This is a genomic window from Glutamicibacter sp. NPDC087583 (genome assembly GCF_044743685.1).
Taxonomy (GTDB): domain Bacteria; phylum Actinomycetota; class Actinomycetes; order Actinomycetales; family Micrococcaceae; genus Glutamicibacter.
Window position 1 is genome coordinate 50,127 of record NZ_JBIUWY010000002.1, and the last position, 18,112, is coordinate 68,238.

The 18,112-nt window shown below is 64.6% G+C and carries 18 protein-coding genes; 1 reads left to right on the plus strand and 17 read right to left on the minus strand.

All coding sequences use genetic code 11. The features are described 5' to 3' along the window. Positions 1 to 10: 10 nt before the first annotated feature. Genes dapF through miaB form a run of 3 tightly spaced genes read right to left on the minus strand, consistent with a single transcriptional unit; the run spans position 11 to position 3,415 of the window. Positions 11 to 946: a diaminopimelate epimerase gene (dapF, locus tag ACIOU9_RS06395; RefSeq protein WP_105658162.1), complete on the minus strand. Its 936-nt coding sequence runs from the start codon at positions 944 to 946 to the stop codon at positions 11 to 13. A gap of 32 nt (positions 947 to 978) precedes the next feature. Beyond that, complete coding sequence (gene miaA, locus ACIOU9_RS06400) at positions 979 to 1,881, minus strand: tRNA (adenosine(37)-N6)-dimethylallyltransferase MiaA (RefSeq protein ID WP_105658163.1); 903 nt, start codon at positions 1,879 to 1,881, stop codon at positions 979 to 981. Positions 1,882 to 1,885: 4 nt separating this feature from the next. Beyond that, positions 1,886 to 3,415, minus strand: coding sequence for a tRNA (N6-isopentenyl adenosine(37)-C2)-methylthiotransferase MiaB (gene miaB, locus ACIOU9_RS06405; RefSeq protein ID WP_105658164.1), 1,530 nt, complete (start codon positions 3,413 to 3,415; stop codon positions 1,886 to 1,888). Positions 3,416 to 3,589: 174 nt separating this feature from the next. On the opposite strand from miaB, the gene ACIOU9_RS06410 reads away from it, so the two are divergent. After that, positions 3,590 to 3,898, plus strand: coding sequence for a hypothetical protein (locus ACIOU9_RS06410; RefSeq protein ID WP_133832956.1), 309 nt, complete (start codon positions 3,590 to 3,592; stop codon positions 3,896 to 3,898). On the opposite strand, the gene ACIOU9_RS06415 is transcribed toward ACIOU9_RS06410, so the two are convergent. The 14 genes from ACIOU9_RS06415 to ACIOU9_RS06480 form a co-directional block, all read right to left on the minus strand. After that, on the minus strand, positions 3,892 to 4,680 hold the full coding sequence (locus tag ACIOU9_RS06415) for a regulatory protein RecX (protein ID WP_105658166.1): 789 nt from the start codon (positions 4,678 to 4,680) through the stop codon (positions 3,892 to 3,894). The two genes, ACIOU9_RS06410 and ACIOU9_RS06415, sit on opposite strands and share 7 nt — an antisense overlap. A 98-nt stretch (positions 4,681 to 4,778) precedes the next feature. After that, entirely contained in the window at positions 4,779 to 5,831 is a 1,053-nt protein-coding gene (recA, locus tag ACIOU9_RS06420; protein ID WP_105658167.1) for a recombinase RecA, read from the minus strand. Positions 5,832 to 6,072: 241 nt separating this feature from the next. After that, positions 6,073 to 6,297, minus strand: coding sequence for a DUF3046 domain-containing protein (locus ACIOU9_RS06425; RefSeq protein ID WP_105658168.1), 225 nt, complete (start codon positions 6,295 to 6,297; stop codon positions 6,073 to 6,075). A 111-nt stretch (positions 6,298 to 6,408) separates the two neighbouring features. Next, positions 6,409 to 6,822, minus strand: coding sequence for a helix-turn-helix domain-containing protein (locus ACIOU9_RS06430; RefSeq protein WP_105658240.1), 414 nt, complete (start codon positions 6,820 to 6,822; stop codon positions 6,409 to 6,411). A 196-nt stretch (positions 6,823 to 7,018) separates the two neighbouring features. Further along, a complete protein-coding gene (locus ACIOU9_RS06435; protein WP_105658169.1) occupies positions 7,019 to 7,501 on the minus strand; it encodes a CinA family protein in 483 nt (160 codons plus the stop codon). A gap of 10 nt (positions 7,502 to 7,511) precedes the next feature. After that, positions 7,512 to 8,114, minus strand: a complete 603-nt coding sequence (pgsA, locus tag ACIOU9_RS06440) for a CDP-diacylglycerol--glycerol-3-phosphate 3-phosphatidyltransferase (protein ID WP_105658170.1) — start codon at positions 8,112 to 8,114, stop codon at positions 7,512 to 7,514. A 5-nt stretch (positions 8,115 to 8,119) separates the two neighbouring features. Then, positions 8,120 to 11,110, minus strand: a complete 2,991-nt coding sequence (locus ACIOU9_RS06445; RefSeq protein WP_402696346.1) for a DNA translocase FtsK 4TM domain-containing protein — start codon at positions 11,108 to 11,110, stop codon at positions 8,120 to 8,122. Positions 11,111 to 11,207: 97 nt separating this feature from the next. Next, positions 11,208 to 11,459 (minus strand): hypothetical protein, encoded by a 252-nt coding sequence (locus ACIOU9_RS06450; protein ID WP_105658172.1) that lies wholly within the window; start codon positions 11,457 to 11,459, stop codon positions 11,208 to 11,210. A 135-nt stretch (positions 11,460 to 11,594) separates the two neighbouring features. Beyond that, positions 11,595 to 12,056, minus strand: coding sequence for a hypothetical protein (locus ACIOU9_RS06455; protein WP_146112309.1), 462 nt, complete (start codon positions 12,054 to 12,056; stop codon positions 11,595 to 11,597). A gap of 95 nt (positions 12,057 to 12,151) precedes the next feature. Further along, entirely contained in the window at positions 12,152 to 13,555 is a 1,404-nt protein-coding gene (gene mtr, locus ACIOU9_RS06460) for a mycothione reductase (protein WP_105658174.1), read from the minus strand. Positions 13,556 to 13,633: 78 nt separating this feature from the next. Further along, positions 13,634 to 14,431: an ABC transporter ATP-binding protein gene (locus tag ACIOU9_RS06465; protein ID WP_105658175.1), complete on the minus strand. Its 798-nt coding sequence runs from the start codon at positions 14,429 to 14,431 to the stop codon at positions 13,634 to 13,636. A gap of 30 nt (positions 14,432 to 14,461) precedes the next feature. Then, positions 14,462 to 15,568 carry an iron ABC transporter permease gene (locus ACIOU9_RS06470; protein WP_105658176.1) on the minus strand — a complete coding sequence of 369 codons (1,107 nt, stop codon included), beginning with the start codon at positions 15,566 to 15,568 and terminating at the stop codon, positions 14,462 to 14,464. Then, positions 15,565 to 16,818, minus strand: a complete 1,254-nt coding sequence (locus ACIOU9_RS06475; RefSeq protein WP_402696350.1) for an MFS transporter — start codon at positions 16,816 to 16,818, stop codon at positions 15,565 to 15,567. Before ACIOU9_RS06475 ends, ACIOU9_RS06470 begins: the two co-directional genes overlap by 4 nt. Beyond that, positions 16,815 to 18,110 carry an opine metallophore biosynthesis dehydrogenase gene (locus ACIOU9_RS06480; RefSeq protein WP_105658178.1) on the minus strand — a complete coding sequence of 432 codons (1,296 nt, stop codon included), beginning with the start codon at positions 18,108 to 18,110 and terminating at the stop codon, positions 16,815 to 16,817. Before ACIOU9_RS06480 ends, ACIOU9_RS06475 begins: the two co-directional genes overlap by 4 nt. Positions 18,111 to 18,112: the final 2 nt, after the last annotated feature.

The window sequence follows — 18,112 nt, forward strand, 5'->3', positions numbered from 1 at the left end:
CGGATCAGTTCTACTGCGCACCGAGGATCCCGCGCGCCACCAGATCCGCTGGGCCGCTGAGGATCGTATCTTCTCCGCCGCTTGCATTGCCGCGGAATTCAACGCCGACCACGCCGCCTGGCACCGCAACAGCCCACTGGTTGATCAGCGCGGTGCTGCGCGCCCAGTAGCGTACGGCAGCTGCAGCCGCGCAGGCACCGGTACCGCAAGAGAGGGTCTCGCCTACCCCGCGTTCATGGACGCGCATCTGGACCTGGGCAACTCCGTCTTCTTCAATCAGCGGTTCGGATGGAACCACGAATTCCACGTTGGTGCCGTGGGCAGGAACGGGAGATACCTCTGGTGCCTGGAACAGGTCCAATTCTTCGAGCATTCGGGCATCGGGCAACGCCACAACGGTGTGCGGATTGCCCATGGTGATGCTCAAGGCCGGCAGGGCCTGTTCCCAGCCACGCGGCTTGACCATGGAGTCCACGGATTTTTCGGCCGCGTCCTGCTCGAAGATCAGGCCCCAAGGACCCAGGTTCACTGCGTAGCCATCGACCAGGCGGGTAATTTCCTTGACCCCTGCACGGCTGCCGATCTGGAAGCTTTGCCCCACCTGGAGGCTCACCAGCCCCTCGGCAATCAGGTAGTGCGCGAAGGCACGCACGCCATTGCCGCACATTTCGGCGATGGAACCGTCGTTGTTCCGGTAATCCATGAACCAGTAGGCCTTGGGGTTCTCCAGGAACTGCTCTTCGTATCCCGGAACCTTGGAGGTTGGCACGGCACGGATGAGCCCGTCGCCGCCAATGCCGAATCGGCGATGGCACAGGGCCGCTACCTGTTCGGGGGTGATTTCGAGCTTTGCTTCAGGGTCTGCAACCAGTACGAAGTCGTTGCCGGTAGCGTGGCCCTTGGCAAAATGTTGTCCAGCCAGCTGTCCTAGTTCGGTGCGGTACATCAATGCTCCTAGAGTTTTCCTGCGTATGTTGGCTAGCCAATGATCTTCAGCGTTTTTTCCAGCAGTCCCGGTTCGATCGGGTTCAGCCAGTTGACCCGCTGGTCTGCATTGAACCAGGTGATCTGCCGTCGCGCGAACTTGCGCGTGGCGATGATCGTCTGGTCGATGGCTTCGGCTCGGGTGATCAGCCCATCCAAGTAGTCAATGTACTGCTGGTACCCGATGGCACGCGAAGCGGTCTTGCCTTCGCGTAATCCTTGTTCAAGAAGTCCTGCGACTTCTTCGGCTAATCCCATGGCATCCATCTTGTGCACGCGGGCCTCCAGGGCTTCGTGCAATGCATGCCGGTCATAGTTCAAACCGATCTGGATTGCCGGTGCGGCATACTCGCGTTGCGGCATGAAGGAGCTGAAGGCCCGCCCGGAAATCTCGTAGACTTCAAAGGCCCGGATCGCGCGGCGCAAATCCAGGTTGCGCCCAGCTGACACCGGGTCCACCTCGGCCAAACGGCGGCGCAGGGGTCCGTCGCCTTCGGCCTCGACCTCAGCCTCCAGCCGTTTCCTGACCCCGGGATCCGTCGGCGGGAAATCGATGACGTCAAGTGCTGCGCGTACATACAGTCCAGAGCCGCCGACCATCACCGGAATCTTGCCGCGGGCCTGGATTCGGGCGAAGTGGTCGCGGGCTTGGGCTTGGAAGGCCGCGACGGACGCTTCCTCGGTGATGGCCATGGTGTCGAGCAAATGATGCTCGATGCCGCCACGTTCATCCACCGGCAGCTTCGCGGTGCCGATATCCATGCCGCGGTAGAACTGCAGGGCATCTGAATTGACGATTTCCCCGCCCAGTTCCCGGGCCAGGGCAATAGCCAAATCTGACTTGCCGGTGCCGGTGGGGCCGACGATGGCGATGACCGGCAGGTTCGAATTGGTCATGTACTTAGCTACGCACTTTCAAGGTTGGCATGCCCAAGCTCGTGCGGCCGATGGAACCGTTCGCAGCTGGGGAAGGTACCCCGCAGCTTTCGGCTTGGGCACGGTCCCAGGCATCCCCGGCACGCGAACGGCGCAGGGAGTACTGGTCAGCGGTGGGATCGGAAATCAGGTGGAATGATGCCACTTCGGTAATAGGCAGGGTGACCAGATCGCCTGGGCGCGGGGCTTGGGCTCCGTCAGGCACAGAGAAGTGCACCAGGCGCTGGTCCTGCGAGCGTCCGGACAGGCGCCGGGTTTCCCCGGACTTGCGTCCGGACTGCTCGGTGGCCATCACTTCTACGGTACGGCCCAGCTGCTTCGCATTCTCTTCCTTGGCAATGCGGTCCTGGAGCGCGGTCAGTCGCTCGTAGCGTTCCTGGACCACGGCCTTGGGCAGCTGGTCTTCAAGTTCGGCTGCCGGTGTTCCCGGCCGCTTGGAATACTGGAAGGTGAATGCCGAGGAGAATCGCGACGCTTCAACCACGTCGAGGGTGGCTTGGAAGTCCTCTTCGGTTTCGCCCGGGAAGCCAACGATGATGTCGGTGGTGATTGCCGCATGCGGGATGCGTTCGCGAACCTTTTCCAGGATGCCCAGGAATTTCTTGGACCGGTAGGAGCGGCGCATTTCCTTGAGCACCCTGTCCGAGCCGGACTGCAGCGGCATATGCAGCTGCGGCATCACGTTCGGGGTCTCGGCCATGGCATCGATGACGTCATCGGTGAAGGCCGCTGGGTGCGGGCTGGTGAAGCGCACGCGTTCGAGTCCTTCTATTTCGCCGCAAGCGCGCAGCAACTTGCCGAAGGCCAAGCGGTCTCCGAATTCCACGCCGTAGGAATTCACGTTCTGGCCCAGCAGGGTCACTTCGATGGCCCCATCATCGACCAGGGCCTGGATTTCGGCGAGGATCTCGCCCGGGCGGCGATCGCGCTCCTTGCCGCGCAAGGATGGGACGATGCAGAAGGTGCAGGTATTGTTGCAACCCACGGAAATGGAGACCCAGCCTGCGTACACGGATTCGCGTCGAGTCGGCAAGGTGGATGGGAAGACATCCAGTGATTCCAGGATCTCCAGTTGCGCCTCCTGGTTGTGGCGCGAGCGGGCCAGCAGCGTAGGCAACGAACCGATATTGTGCGTGCCGAACACCACGTCTACCCATGGGGCTTTCTTGACGATGGTGTCCCGGTCCTTCTGGGCAAGGCACCCGCCGACGGCAATTTGCATATTGGGGCGTTCGGCCTTCAGGTTCTTCAGCAGGCCCAGATGCCCGTAGAGCTTGTTGTCTGCGTTTTCACGCACTGCGCAGGTATTGAAGACGACGACGTCGGCTGCTTCTTCGGCCAGCTCTTCGGATTTGCGGCTTAGGCCCGCATCTTCCAGGAGACCGGAGAGCCGCTCGGAATCGTGCACGTTCATTTGGCAGCCGAAGGTACGTACTTCATAGGTACGGGGTAGTTCTCCACTGCCGATGTTGCTCAAGGTATGTTGCTCAGTCACTCTTCAAGATTACCGAAGATTGGGTACTGCTGAAATACAGGTGACCTTGGGACGCGCTCCGGCGTGCTGTTCGCAGCGCGTGCCCGCTAATCGCCGGATTCACCGCTTCCCTCGGAAGGGTTAGGATTGAATTAGACTATCAACTAGCCAATTCGGCCTATGAGAGAGATTTCCGTGGAAAACCATTCACCCCGCCCACAACCGGAACCCGAGAAATCCCGCCCATTGCGCTTGTCACGCGGCATGAAGGTCTTCCATATCTGGATGGCCGGAATATCCGCACTTTTCCTTTTCGCCATCCCGATCGCCATCGGCCTCCTCCCGCCGATGGACCACGAGACCGATGACCTGCTGTTCAATATCGGTGTTGGCTCGGTGCTTGCCGGGATCGCCGCCTTGATCCTGTGGGCATACCAGGGCATTGACGATTGGCTTGGACGCCGCAGCAAAGCACCTGCCCAGGATCCGAAGCGCAATCAGTAGCGGCTACCGAAGCGCTCTTCCCATTCTTCGCGCGCGACCTTGAAGGCCAAGCCGCCGTTGTAGCCTTTACGCCCCAGCATCCCTACTAGTCGGCGTAATGCCCTATCCCGATCTGCGCCCATGGATTCCGGGCGCAGTTTCGCGCGAACCAGTTCACGGGCCCGCTGCTCCTCGGCCTCATCATCAATCTGCTCAAGCGCTTCAGCGGCCAGTTCATCGTCTACGCCCTTGGTGCGCAGCTCGCGCTTGATCGCCCCACGGGCCAAACCGCGCGAGCGCGCGCGGGCAACTACCCACGACTTCGCAAAGCGTTCATCATCAACGAGATTGATCTCGGCATACCGGTCGATGACTTCATCAGCGATATCCTCAGGGCATTGGTTGTCAAGAAGCTTGTCCTTGAGCTGTTTCGCGGTCTTGTCGCTGGCTGTGAGCTGGCGCAGCAAAATGCCACGCGCCTTTTCCCGCCACTGGTCATCGCTGAGCTCTTCGGGCTCCCCGGCTTCGCGCGCCGCTTTTCTCGCTTCGCGTGCTTCGCGGCGTTCCTGCTTCGAGGGTTTGGCCGGTGCGGGCGCGGCAACAATCTGTTCCATCGCCGCACGCAGCTCTTCAACACTGCCCGGTTTCCTGGATTCCTCCGGGAAGCTGGCAATGGTGCGGGAGGTGCTGCCCGCTGGCATGGCTGGGGTTGCGGCGCGCCGGGCGGCGCGTTCCCGCCTAGCTGATTCCTCAGCCGCTTGTGCTTCCACTTCTTCCGGGCTGGGTTTTGCCCAGTCCGGCATGTCCTCGGGATCCCCCTGGAACTCTTTGGAAACGGACGTAGCGTCCGACCCGGAATTCTTTCCGGGTCGGACGCTACGTCGCTGGAAGCCTGGGGCCACTACTTATCGCCCTCGACGACTCGCAGTTCGGTCTCGTCTTCTTCAACTTCTTCCTGTGGCAGAACGCCGAGCTTCTGCAAGATCTGGCGCTCGAGTTCGTCGGCCAGATCCGGGTTGTCGCGCAGGAAGCGGCGGGCGTTTTCCTTGCCCTGGCCCAGCTGGTCCCCGTCGTAGGTGAACCAGGCACCGGACTTCTTGACCAGGTTATGCTCGACACCCATATCGATGAGCGAACCTTCGCGGGAGATGCCGTGGCCGTACAGGATGTCGAATTCAGCCTGCTTGAAAGGAGGAGCCATCTTGTTCTTGACGACCTTGCAGCGGGTGCGGTTGCCGACCGCATTGGTGCCCTCTTTCAGGGTCTCAATGCGGCGGATGTCGATGCGGACCGAAGCGTAGAACTTCAGCGCCTTGCCGCCAGTGGTGGTTTCCGGGCTGCCGAAGAAGACGCCAATCTTTTCACGCAGCTGGTTGATGAAGATTGCGGTAGTCTTCGAGGCCGAGAGGCGGCCGGTGATCTTGCGCAGAGCCTGGGACATCAAGCGGGCCTGCAGGCCGACATGGCTGTCACCCATTTCGCCTTCGATTTCGGCACGTGGAACCAGCGCTGCCACGGAGTCGATGACGATGATATCCAGCGCGCCGGAGCCCACGAGCATATCCATGATTTCCAGAGCCTGCTCGCCGGTATCCGGCTGGGAGACCAGCAGTGCGTCGGTGTCGACGCCCAGCTTCTTGGCGTATTCCGGATCAAGCGCGTGCTCAGCATCGATGAAAGCCGCAACGCCGCCGGCCTTCTGCGCGCTGGCGACTGCATGCAGGGCAACCGTGGTTTTACCCGAGGACTCAGGGCCGTAGATTTCAACCACGCGGCCTCGTGGCAGGCCGCCAATGCCAAGGGCGACATCCAAGGCAACCGAACCGGTAGGAATTACTTCAATGGGTGCACGGGTTTCATCGCCCAGGCGCATGACCGAGCCCTTGCCGTAGGCCTTGTCGATTTGGCCCAGGACAGCCTCTAGCGCCTTTTCCCGATCATTTTTTGCTGCCATGGTTCACCTTTGCTCTTGCAAGCCTGCTACGTACTTGCTCATGAATTTTGTCCTGCAATAGACAGTATGCTTGCCCACCGACACTTTGGACTCCGATAGCCCTCAAGTGTGGACAGTCTCAGTGCTTAAGTTCTTGGTGCAGTTTCCTGCGTTGCTTCTAGGATAACCCTATCCGAACAGGTGTTCGAAATTCAACACGGCATGTTCGAAGATCCAGTGCCGGGACTTTCGAACGGAGTCGCTACGATTCCTTCGGCTCGATATCCACGCCAAGCCAGCGTTCGGCCGGAATGTCTTGCGCCTTGCACAGGGCTTCCCAAATCTGCTTGGGCTTGATGCCCTTGTCCAGCGCCTGCGCGGCGGTAAGGCTGCCAAGTTCGGTAAGGGCCATGGAATCGGCCAGCACGTGGGAGTACCGCGCGCCGAACTCGTTTTCCATGTTGCGCCAGAAATCGCTGATTTTCACCTAATTATTCTCCCACGCATAGGCAAGGAGCCCACGCATTTCGCGCAGGCTCCTTGCACGGCTGCCGGCAGTCTCGATTACTGAGTAGCGGTAGCCCTAAAAAATTTGGTTCTAGACCGAGGCCAATGGCTTGTTGCCGCTCTTGGCCGCAAACTCGTTGGCCATATCCGTAGGGACGGTATCCGGGATAGCAATGCCCTCTGCCAGGGCAACGCGCTCGGATACTTCACGGAGCATCAGGGACAATGGGATTTCCAGCGCCACGCAGATCGAGGAGAGCAGCTCCGAAGAGGCTTCCTTCTGGCCACGCTCAACCTCGGACAGGTAGCCAAGGGAAACACGTGCGCTATGCGAAACCTCGCGAAGGGTACGTCCCTGGCGCTGACGGACGTCGCGCAGAACATCGCCGATTTCATGACGGAGTACTACCATTTTGTGCTCCTCCTTCTCGGGCTGGACCATATGGGCTTCTCCCATATCGCGCCAACGGACGACACCATTGACAGTTACGGGTTGCTTGACCATGAATTTAGCCTCTGCTCCTAGGTCCATCTCGAAGATCTAATCAAATACGGGGGCCATCCTTGCGGCCCTGCAATTCGTACAACGACAGGTCATACGATTTTGTTCCCGTACATTCACCCTAATCACTTAAATGCGACCTACGCCACATATGCCGTGATTTTTGCGTAACATCTCGGGAAGAAGAGTATTTCGCGTCTTACTGTGAAGAAGCTTTATCCAAGATGGCAGCGAACTGGTGAAGTGCCGCCAGGGTGCTCTGCTCGCGGATCTGTGCCCGGTCTCCCACGAAGTGGTGGACTTCGGATCCCGAGTCAGCGCCCATGGCCCACCCAATATACACGGTTCCCACCGCCTTGCCATCGTGCGGGTCCGGTCCAGCGACCCCGGTTGCAGAAATCGCCGCGTCTGCACCGCAGGCACGCTGCGCCCCTACGGCCATCTGCCGGGCAACCTCGGGATCCACCGATCCCTTGGAGGCAAGCAGCATCTCGTCGACGCCCAGCAGCGATGACTTCACCGCCGAGGAATAGCTGACAACTCCCCCGCGCAGCACCGCCGAGGCGCCGGGCACCTCGGCCAGGCGCGCGGCAATCATGCCAGCGGTCAGCGATTCGGCCGTAGCCAGCTGCACATCGCCTTCAATGGCCTTGGCGATCACCTCGGGTGCCTGGGGCTTCATGGTGCCGGCCCTACTTCTGCTTCTTGGCCGCGGCTGCCAGCTGGCCGGCCTTGACCAGGTATTCCAGTCCGGTGACCACGGTGACGGCCAGGGTCAGCAGCATCAGGTACCACGCCACGGTGCCCAGCCAGTCAATGGTGTGGGTGTAGGGCAGCAGGTACAGGCCGATCACGATGGCCTGCAACACGGTCTTGATCTTGCCGCCCATATTCGCGGCAATCACGCCGTAGCGGATGACCACCACGCGCAGCACGGTGATGCCCCATTCGCGCACCAGGATCACGATGGTGACCCACCAAGGCAGCTCGGCCAGGATCGAGAAGCAAACCAGCGCCGAACCGGTGAGCAGCTTGTCGGCGATCGGGTCCGCGATCTTGCCGAAGTTGGTGACCAGCCCGCGGCTGCGCGCCAGGTCCCCGTCGAGCTTGTCGGTGTACATGGCCACCACGAAAAGTCCCAGCGCGACCCAGCGCCACAGGCCTTGCTCGTGGTTATCGGCCATCAGGGCCCAGACGAAGAAAGGCACCATGATGATGCGGATGGTAGTGAGCACGTTGGCGATGTTCAGCGTCGGTACCGGTGGCTGGGCACTGCGGCCAGCTTGCTCGCTCATGGGTTTCAGTTTCTTCCTGTCAGGTCCCAGGCGTCTTCGCCAGGTTCGTCGGAGCCATCGAAGTAGTCGACGGCTTGCGGGCGATCATCCAGATCCTTGGCAACCAGGTCCTCGGCATAGTCGGTGACCGGCTCGGCGTGGTTCACGTTGGCTTCGGCCACCAGCGCGGCCTCGGTGGCCGACGGGGTGCTGGTCGCCGGGTCATCGCCGCGCATCGCGGCCAGGACCATGGGCAGGTCATCGGGCTGGATCAGCACATCGCGGGCCTTGGAGCCCTCGGAAGGGCCGACCACGCCCCGCGATTCCATCAGGTCCATCAGGCGTCCGGCCTTGGCGAAACCCACGCGCAGCTTGCGCTGCAGCATCGAGGTGGAGCCGAACTGGCTGGTGACCACGAGCTCGGTAGCCTGCAGCAGCAGATCCAGATCGTCTCCGATGTCCTCATCGATCTGCTTCTTCTTCTCGGCAGCCGGGATCACGTCTTCCCGGTACTCGGGCTTCAGCTGGCTCTTGACGTGCTCGACCACGCGGTGGATTTCGGATTCGGTCACCCAGGCGCCCTGCACGCGCATCGGCTTGGAGGTGCCCATCGGCAGGAACAGGGCGTCGCCCTGGCCCAGCAGCTTCTCGGCCCCGGGCTGGTCCAGGACCACACGGGAGTCGGTGACCGATGAGGTCGCGAAGGCCATGCGCGAGGGCACGTTGGCCTTGATCAAGCCGGTGACCACATCCACCGAGGGGCGCTGGGTGGCCAGCACCAAGTGGATGCCGGCAGCACGCGCCAGCTGGGTGATGCGCACGATCGACTCTTCGACATCGCGCGGGGCGACCATCATCAAGTCGGCGAGCTCATCGACGATCACCAGCAGGTACGGGTAGGGCTTGAGCACGCGCTTGGAACCCTCCGGAGGGTGCACCTTGCCGGCCTTGACCGCCTTGTTGAAGTCGTCGATGTGCTTGAAACCGAAGTTGGCCAGATCGTCGTAGCGGGTGTCCATTTCGCGGACCACCCAGCCCAGTGCCTCGGCGGCCTTCTTCGGGTTGGTGATGATCGGGGTGATCAGGTGCGGCACGCCTTCGTAGGCGGTCAGCTCCACGCGCTTGGGGTCGACCATGACCATGCGCACCTCGTCCGGGGTGGAGCGCATCAGGATCGAGGTGATCATCGAGTTCACGAACGAGGACTTGCCCGCGCCGGTGGCGCCTGCCACCAACAGGTGCGGCATCTTGGCCAGGTTGGCCACGACGAAGCCGCCTTCCACGTCCTTGCCCACGCCCATCACCATCGGGTGCTCGGTCTTGCGGGCATTGGAGCTGCGCAGCACATCGCCCAGCGCCACGACTTCCTTGTCGGTGTTCGGGATCTCGATGCCGATGGCGGACTTGCCCGGAATCGGCGAGAGGATGCGCACATCCGAGGAAGCCACCGCATAGGAGATGTTCTTGGACAGCGCGGTGACCTTCTCCACCTTGGTGCCCGGGGCCAGCTCGATCTCGTAGCGGGTCACCGTGGGCCCGCGGGAGAACCCGGTGACCTTGGCGTCGACCTTGAACTGCTGCAGGGTGTTGGTCAGCGCATCGACCACCACCTGGTTGGCCTCGGAGGCTTCCTTGGCCGGCGGGCCGGCAGGAAGGTAGTGCTCCTCGGGCAGGGTGTAGGTGACATCCCCGGACAGCTGCAGCTGCTCGCTGCGCGCGGGGATCGGGGCCTGCGGGGATGCGGCGAGCCCGGCGGCGCGCGAGGAGACCTGGTCCATCGCGGAGGTGGTGGCCTCGGGTTCGGCCTTCAGCCCGATATTGGCCATGATCTCGGCCATCTCGGATTCGGCCTTGGTCGGGCGCTTGACCCCTGGCGGAGGACCGGAGGGCTTCGGGATGGCCACCGTGGCGGTGTCTTCCTGGGCCGGGGCGGCGGCGGACTCGAAGTCCGGGCGGGCGATGGCCTGGGTGGCGGCCTCGTCGGCGTCGAAGATCTTGCCGGAGTTGCGGTTGACGGCAGGCATCGCGCCGGTGGACTGCTCGGCAGGATCATCCTGGCCGATGACCGCCTTGTCGTAGGCGACATCGCCGGGGCGTTCAGCGTGCTCGCCGCCGTCCACGTCGTAGACCTCGGTGACCTTGCGGGCGGCCGCGGCCCGGCGTTCGAAGAAGCCGGGCTTCTTCTTCCTGGCAGCGGGGGCCGGAGCCTCGTCCTGCGGGTAGAGGTAGGACTGGTCATGGTCCTCGCCGGCTGGATCAAGTTCCACTGCGGCCGTGGGTCGGGTGGCACGGGGTGCATCCGGGTCCTGGCCCAGCAGGCGGTTGTAGCCCGAACGCACGCGCGAAGGGATCTGCGTAAATGGCGTGGCGGTGACAATCAGGATGGACATGACCACCAGGAAGATGAACACGGCCATGGCGCCCGGGACCGAGATCAGCAGGCCCAGCGGGGTGCCCAGGATGGAACCGGCCATGCCGCCGGCATTCCAGAGTGCCTGGAAATCGTCGGAGACCGCTGGCGAGCCGTTGGCCAGCGAGGCGATGGACGAGCCGGAGAGCGTCATGATCAGCAGGCCGATGCCGATGCGGTTGTTCGCGGTGACCGCCTCCGGGTAGCGGAAGAGCCGGAAGGCGCCGATGAACAAGATCACCGGCAGCAGCACGGCCATGAAGCCCAGGGTGCCGCCGGCGACCGCGTGCACGCCGGTGCCGAACCAGCCCGCATCGCGCAGGCCCCACCATTCGATGATCGCGACGATCATCGAGATCAGCGCGAGGAACAGTCCGGTGCCGTCGCGGCGCAGCTCGTAGTCAGGCTTGACGGTTCCGCCGATGCGGCGGAATGCGCCGCCGAAGATCCGGGCAATGCCCATCCACACGCTGCGTATTGCGCGCAGCGGCAGGGCGAGTTCCGCATCCGGGTTCTCGGGCGTTTTCTTGGAGGACGAGGAGCCAGGCGCCTTGGGTTTGCGCGCCGCGGTCTTCTTCGTCCCCTGAGACTGGGTACGTGGGGCCATACTCCAAGGGTATCGCCCCCGGCTGGATGCGCCCCGAATTTACACGTCTGCACGGGGTGCGCCAGCAGCTAGATAATCGTCACGTGGCGCCCGGGAACTATTGCGAGTACTCGATCACCAGGGTGTAGCGGCCATTGCCTTCCAGGCAGGCGTGGCTGCCGACTTCGTACCCGGACGCCTTGAAGGCATCCACCGTGGCGGTTTCCATCATGGCGCAGGTAGCGGCGCTGGAGACCTCTTGGGTGTAGGTCGTGCCGCTGGCGTGGGCCCCCGGAATTCCGGCCAGCCCCACCGCCCCGGCCAGCAGGCCGGCCACGGCGCATGCGGCGAGATGGCTCTTGAACTTCATTTGCACTCCTGGTCTGCTTTCGTCCCCGGCGCTTGGGCCAAGCGCCCGCTTCCAAAAGTGCCACAGCACGCCCTGCACTGCCAGCAGCTTCCAGCCAGTAGCCAGCCAGCGCCTGGCCGCGGAGCCCGGATGGCCTCAGCCGCGGGCCGCGCAGCGGTTGAGCCCAGCCAGGATAGCGAAGCCCGAGGCAAAGCACGCTGCCAGGAACCCCAGGGCCGTGCCCAGGAACGGGGCCGGATCGATTTCGCCCAGGCCCAGCGCGGCTATGGCCAACGCCGGAAGCAGTGCCGCGAGGACCGCGCCGATTCCGGCAGCGGCCGATTGCCTGGCAGCTGAGACCAGATGGTTCCCCATGGCCTGGATTTCAATGGCCGCATACGCACCGCTGCAGCAGACAAGCCCCATCAGCACTCCGGCAACCGCGCCGTATGCCAGCGGGAGGCCCAGATCGCCCAGGCTGCCGCCATAGCCGTTCTCGCGGATCGGCCAGAACATCCAGAGCACCGCCAGCATCCCCAGGACCATGCCTGCCCCGGCAGCGATCGCGAACATGCTTCGGGTCATCGAGGCCACGGTCCTTGAAGTTTTCCCATTCATGGCTCCACCCTAGGACGAACAGGCGCTATTTGCTACTGCCTTTCGGGTTCTGCTGCCAGCTATCATCCGTTCGCCGCCGGTCCGAAAAACCGCCGCTAGGAGAAGTCCAGGCCGAGCAATGCGTTCTCGGTGACCTCCGGCAAGGCCGGGTGGATCCAGTACTGCTGCGTGGCGACCTCGCGCACATCCAGCCCGAAGGCCATCACCGTAATCATCTGCTGGATCAGCGTTGAAGCCTGCGGTCCCATGTAGTGCGCGCCCAGCAGCTTGCCGGTTTCCCGGTCAGCGATGAGCTTGGCGATACCGGTGCTGTCTTCCATCGCCCAGCCGTAGGCCACATCCCCGTACTTCTGCACCTTGGCGGTAATGGCATGCCCGGCCTCGCGGGCTTCTTCCTCGGTCATTCCGACGTAGGCGATCTGCGGGTGGGTGAAGACCGCCGCCGGCACGTGCTCATGCGGCATCTTCTTCATGTTCTGCGGGTTCAGCAGGTTGTGGCGCACCGCGCGCATTTCCGCATTGGCCACATGCTTGAGCAAGAATGGCGAGGAAATGTCGCCCAGCGCCCAGATGCCCTCGGCAGACGTCGAACGGCCGTATTCGTCCACGCTGACCCGTCCGTCCTCGGAGTCGATGCCCGCACGGTCCAGATCCAGCTGGTCGCCGTTGGGGATGCGCCCCGTGGCCACAAGCAGCACCTCTGCACTGGCGGTGGAGCCGTCATCCAGGGTCAGTGCTACCCCGTCGGGCTCTTGCACGGCGCTGACCATGCTCCTGCCCTGGCGAACGTCATAGCGTTCTGCGGCCATCTGGTTGAATGGCTCGCGCAGATCGGCATCCAGCTGGCGCATGAGTTCGGAGCGGGCCAGGATGGTGACCTTGGTGCCCAGTGCTTCGAAAACGTGGGCGAACTCCATGGCAATGTAGCCGCCACCGATGATCACGATGGACTTGGGCTGGCGGGCCAAGCGCATGATGTCCTCGTTGGTGTGGAAGGCTACGCCCGAATCGATGATTTCCTGCGGAATAAACGGGCGCGACCCGGCGGCCAGGACAATCTGGTCCGCGCTGATGGTCCTGGCTTCTGTTCCCTGCCCGGTACGCAGCGTGCGCTCGCCGACAAACCGCGCGTGCTGGTCGTAGACGTCGATATTCGGTGTCTGCGCGCCACGGCGGTAGTCTTCGCCGCCCTGGGCGATGGGATCGATGCGCTTATCGAAGACCCGGCTGACGATGCCTGGCCAGTCCACGGAATTGACCTGCGCGTCGATTCCCAGCCGTGCCGCTTGCCTGGTTTCCAGGGCGACGTCTGCGGCGTAGACATACATCTTGGTGGGGATGCAGCCGACGTTCAGGCAGGTACCGCCGAAAGCGCCCTTCTCGATGATGGCAATGGATTTTCCATCGAATTCTGGACCCGGAATGGAGTTGCCAGAACCGGTGCCGAGGATGATCAGATCGTAGTGCTTGTCAGCCTCGAATGCGGCGGAATTCGTCATGGCAGGGGTACCTTTCACGGTCAATGCTGGGGCCCGGCAGGCAGGCGCTTGGCCATTGCTTGCCTACCGGGCAGGCTATCATCCGGGCACTGGAGTGCCACTATGTTGCACCTTGGGCTCATCGGCCAGGCTGAAGACCAGTTGCACGATGCCGTTGACCAGCACCTGCTCCGCGTGGACCCCGTAGACCTGCAGCAGCAGCCCAGGGTCCAGCACCTCCTGGGGCGTGCCCGCAGCGATGACCCCGCCGTTGGCCAGCATGACCAGCTTGCTGCAGTAGCGGGCTGCCAGGTTCAAATCGTGCAGCACCACCACCGTGGTGGTTCCCAGTTCCCCGACCATGCGCAGCAGCTCATGCTGGTAGCGGATATCCAGGTGGTTGGTGGGTTCATCCAGTAGCAAGTGCTCGGCCTGCTGGGCCAGTGTCCGGGCAACCAGCACGCGCTGCTTTTCGCCGCCGGACAGGGTCGAGTAGCGGCGGTCGGCCAAGTGCCGGGCGCCGACCCGGGACAATGCCGAGGCAACTGCCTGGTGGTCCTCGCGGGCAAAGGCGGCCAGCGCCTTGCGGTGCGGAGCCCTGCCCAGGAGCACCATTTCGGCGACACTGACCGGCAGCTCGGTGGGCGTTTCCTGGGCCACAACGGCAATCCTGCGAGCAAGGTCGTTGCCGCGCAGCTCGGTGACGGGGCGCTCGTCCACGAGCACCAGTCCTGCCGTGGGCCGCAGCGCCGCATAGAGCGTGCGCAGCAGGGTGGACTTGCCGCTGCCGTTGGGGCCGATCAGCCCCACCACTTCCCCGGGGCCTGCCTGCAGCCCCGCCGATTCAATGACCAGCTTTCCGCCATAGCCCACCGAAATATCTGTAGCAGTAATCATGGTTCTTGCCTTCTTCCAGGTCCTTGGTTCCTATTGGGCCGCATTGAGCTTGCGAACCAGCGCGAACAGCAGCGGGGCGCCGAGCAATGCGGTGACGATTCCCAGCGGCAATTCCTGCGGTGCCATGGCCGTCCGGGCCAGCACATCGGCCCAGACCAGGAAGATCGCGCCGAGCAGGGCGGCTACCGGAATCAGGGTGCGGTGCGTGGAGCCGACGCACAGCCGGGCTACGTGCGGAATCACCAGCCCGACGAATCCGATGCCGCCGGAGGACGCGACCAGCGCGCCCACGCACACCGCGGTCACCACCATGACGGCCGCACGCAGCTTGGCCGGAGATATTCCCAGCGCTTGCGCGGTGCCATCGCCGATGGCCAGCGCGTCCAGCGGCCGCGACCAATAGGCCAGCAGCGTGGCGGTCCCGAGCACCACGATCCAGGTGATCATTGCCGATTGCCCGGTTGCCTGCGCCAGTGAACCCAGCGTCCAGAAGAGCACCGAACGGCCCGCATTGGGGTCATCCGAAGCGAAGATCAGCAGCGAGGTGAGCGCGTGGAGCACATAGCCCACGGACACCCCGGCCAGCACCAGCCGGGTGGACGTCATCTCCGAACCGACCCGCGCCAGCAGGTAGACGAAGATCCCGGCGGCCAGCGCGCCGGCAAAGGCGCTCGTCGCCAGCGAGGCCGTGCCGATGCCGGCGGTGGCGCCGAAGAGGATCGCGGCCGCCGAGAGCGTGGAGGCCCCGGAGGTCACGCCCAGCAGGTAGGGTTCGGCCAGGATGTTGCGGGTCAGCGCCTGCAGCGCCACCCCGGCCAGGGCCAGCCCGGCCCCGACGGCGGCACCCAGCAGCACCCGCGGTACGCGCAGCAGCAGGACGATGGACTCATCGGAGGCGCTGAACGCGCCAGGTGCGGATATCCCGGAAAGGTGCGCCTTGAGGATCTGCAGCACGGTGCCCGGCTCGATGGACACCGGGCCGAGCCCTACGGCCACCGGCAAGGTGGCCAGCAGCGCGGCCAGCAGCCCGGCGATCCACAGCCAGGTGTGCCGGGCCCGCCGGTCATGGTCCAGGTCATCGCCGGCGCAGGCCAGCGGTTCCCGGGGTTCTCGCAATGCAGGTTCCAACGGGGTCATGGTTGCCTTTCGGGGGTTTCGCCAATGGAATCGGTGCGCAGGCTCAGTGCCGCAGCCAGCGCAATCAGGGTCAATGCGCCAAGCACGGCCGCGGCGGCCAGGTATCCGGCGGTGGCCAGCGCCGCTCCGGAGGCCGCTGTGCCCAGGAACAGGCCCAGGGACATGCCGGCCGCGTTCAGGCTCAGCGCGGTGCCGCGCACCTGCGTGCAACGGCTCACCAGCAGGCTCATCACGGCGGCCGCGACCACCGCGTGGCTGGCCGAAAGCAGCGCCGTGCCGGCCACCGCCAGCGGCAGCACCGGTGAGAGGTAGACGCCGAACAGCGCCACCAGCGAAATGCCCAGGCTGAAAACCATCACCGCACGGGTGCGCCGCTGCGAATCCCCGGCGTTGAGCATCCGCCCGGCCAGCAGGTGCCCCAGGAAGAAGGCTCCGCCGCTGACCGACCAGATGAACGCGAACCAGCTGGCGGTCAGCGCGAACTTCTCCGCGTACAGCGGGGCCAGGAAGGCCAGGTGCCCCATGAAGGCGCCGGCGCGGCCGAAGGAGACCAGCAGCAGCGCCCGGGCTCCGGGCACGCCGGCCAGGGTGCGGAAGGCAGCCAGGTAGCCCAGCCGGGCTGGAGCCGGAGCCGGGTCTGCCGCGCAGTGCCCGGCGCCGCGGCGGCCGTAGCGCAGCACCGCCGGGATCAGGGCGATGCTGATGGCGGCGATGGCGAGCAGGTTTCCCTGCCAGCCCCAGAACATCGCCGGCAGCACCAGCAGCGGCGCGCCGATCGTGGAGGCCAGAGTCTGGGCCGTCATCACCAAGGTGGCTGCCCGGCCCGCGGCCGGGGTGGTGCCGAAGCGGTCCGCGGCCGCGGTGGACAGCGCCGGGTAGAGCAGCGCGTTGGACACCCCGGTGGCCAGGCAGAAAACTGCCAGTGCCGCCAGGCCCGAGAAGGTCCCCGCGATGGCGGCGGCGCCCATCAGCCCCAGCGCCGCGGCGGCGACGGTGCCCGGGGCGATGCGCCCGATCAGCGGGGCCAGCGCAACCCCGGCGAGCACCGTGCCGACGCCGGCCAGCCCGCGCAGGGTGCCGGTTTCGGCATAGCCGGCCCCGGCCCAGTCGGCGATGGGCACCAGGAAGGTGCTCAGCACCGTGAAGGGCAGCAGGCCCAGCGCCGAGGCCAGCAGCGCCGGCCAGATCTCGGCGATGATGCGCCGTTCGCTGGGCAGCTGCTGCACTGTTTCGACTTCTGGCTGGCTCATACCGCACTCCCGATTCCGGCGCTGATCATGGCCAGGTCCTCGGCGAAATCCTGCACCGCGAAGGCCGGCGAGCAGCCCTGGCCCTCCCGGGCCGAGGCCGCTTGCACCAGGGCGTCTTCGTAGGCGGCGAGCAGCGCGTCGATCATCGGGCAGGCCACGGCCAGTTCCCGGGCCAGGCCGGCGATGATCCTGGTGCGGTAGTAGTCTTCCTTGGGCATCCGCGGCACATCCCACTGGCCCTGGTCATCGCGGAAGACCGGGCGGAAGGCGATGGCCGAGAAGTCGAAGTAGCGGCCCTGCGCGTCGGGCTGCGAGAAGGGGTCGATGAGCAGCGAGGCGTAGCGCACGTAGAGCAGGTACTCCTGCTCGATGGCCGGCAGCTGCTCGAAGCTGGCCGCTTTCCCCGGGTCGATGCTCTGGGGGTGCACCGGATACCCGTCATCGAGCATGAAGGCCAGCAGGTTGACCGGCTGGCCGCCCAGTGCGGCGGTGATGGCCGACAGTTCCCGCCAGGCCTCGGCCATGGAGTGGATCAGCGCCGGGGTGACCGGGCCTTCGGGATAGAGCTTGTAGACGTACTGGACGGGCGGGGCGGGAGCGAAGACCGCGCGCAGCGCCAGCTCGTTGAAGAACAGGGCCGGATGCACGTACAGCGACATGTTCCGCGCCTCGGCTTCAACCGGCGATCCCGCCAGCTGCACTTCGGTGCCGGCCACGGCATGCACCGCACGCAGCCGCTGCAGCGCGGGCGTGGCCCCGCCAGTGGAGCCGGCGTAGATGCGGGCCTTGGCGCCGGCGGTCAGCACCAGCGCTCCGCCGGTCCCCTCCACCTGCCGGGTGTCCCCCAGATAGCTGGAGAAGCTGATGATTTCCGGGTCGGCGCCGCTGCGGCGGGCGAATTCGCGCACCAGTGCCGCCGAGCCCAGCGTGGGCGAGAGCAGCACGATCCGCGCCAGCGATGCGAGCACCCCCGGCGGCAGTTCGCGCAGCACCGGCAGGTAGGCGTCGGCGGTGGCCGCCAGTACCAGGGTGTCCCAGCCGCCGCGCACCTGCTGGTAGCCGCGGTAGCGGTGCTCGATGCGCACCTGCCCGGCCAGTGCGGCATGGGAGGGGTTTTGCACCTGGACGCGGGCGGTGCCGGCGTTGGCCTCCAGCGCGTCGAAGAAGGCGGCGCAGCGCTGCGAGGCGCGCCCGGCAATGCCCAGTTCCCCGGGCAGCGCCCCGAGCAGCACGGCGCTTTGCACCGCAACCGGTCCGGTTCCGGCAATGAGGATATTTCCCAGTTCATCCATGG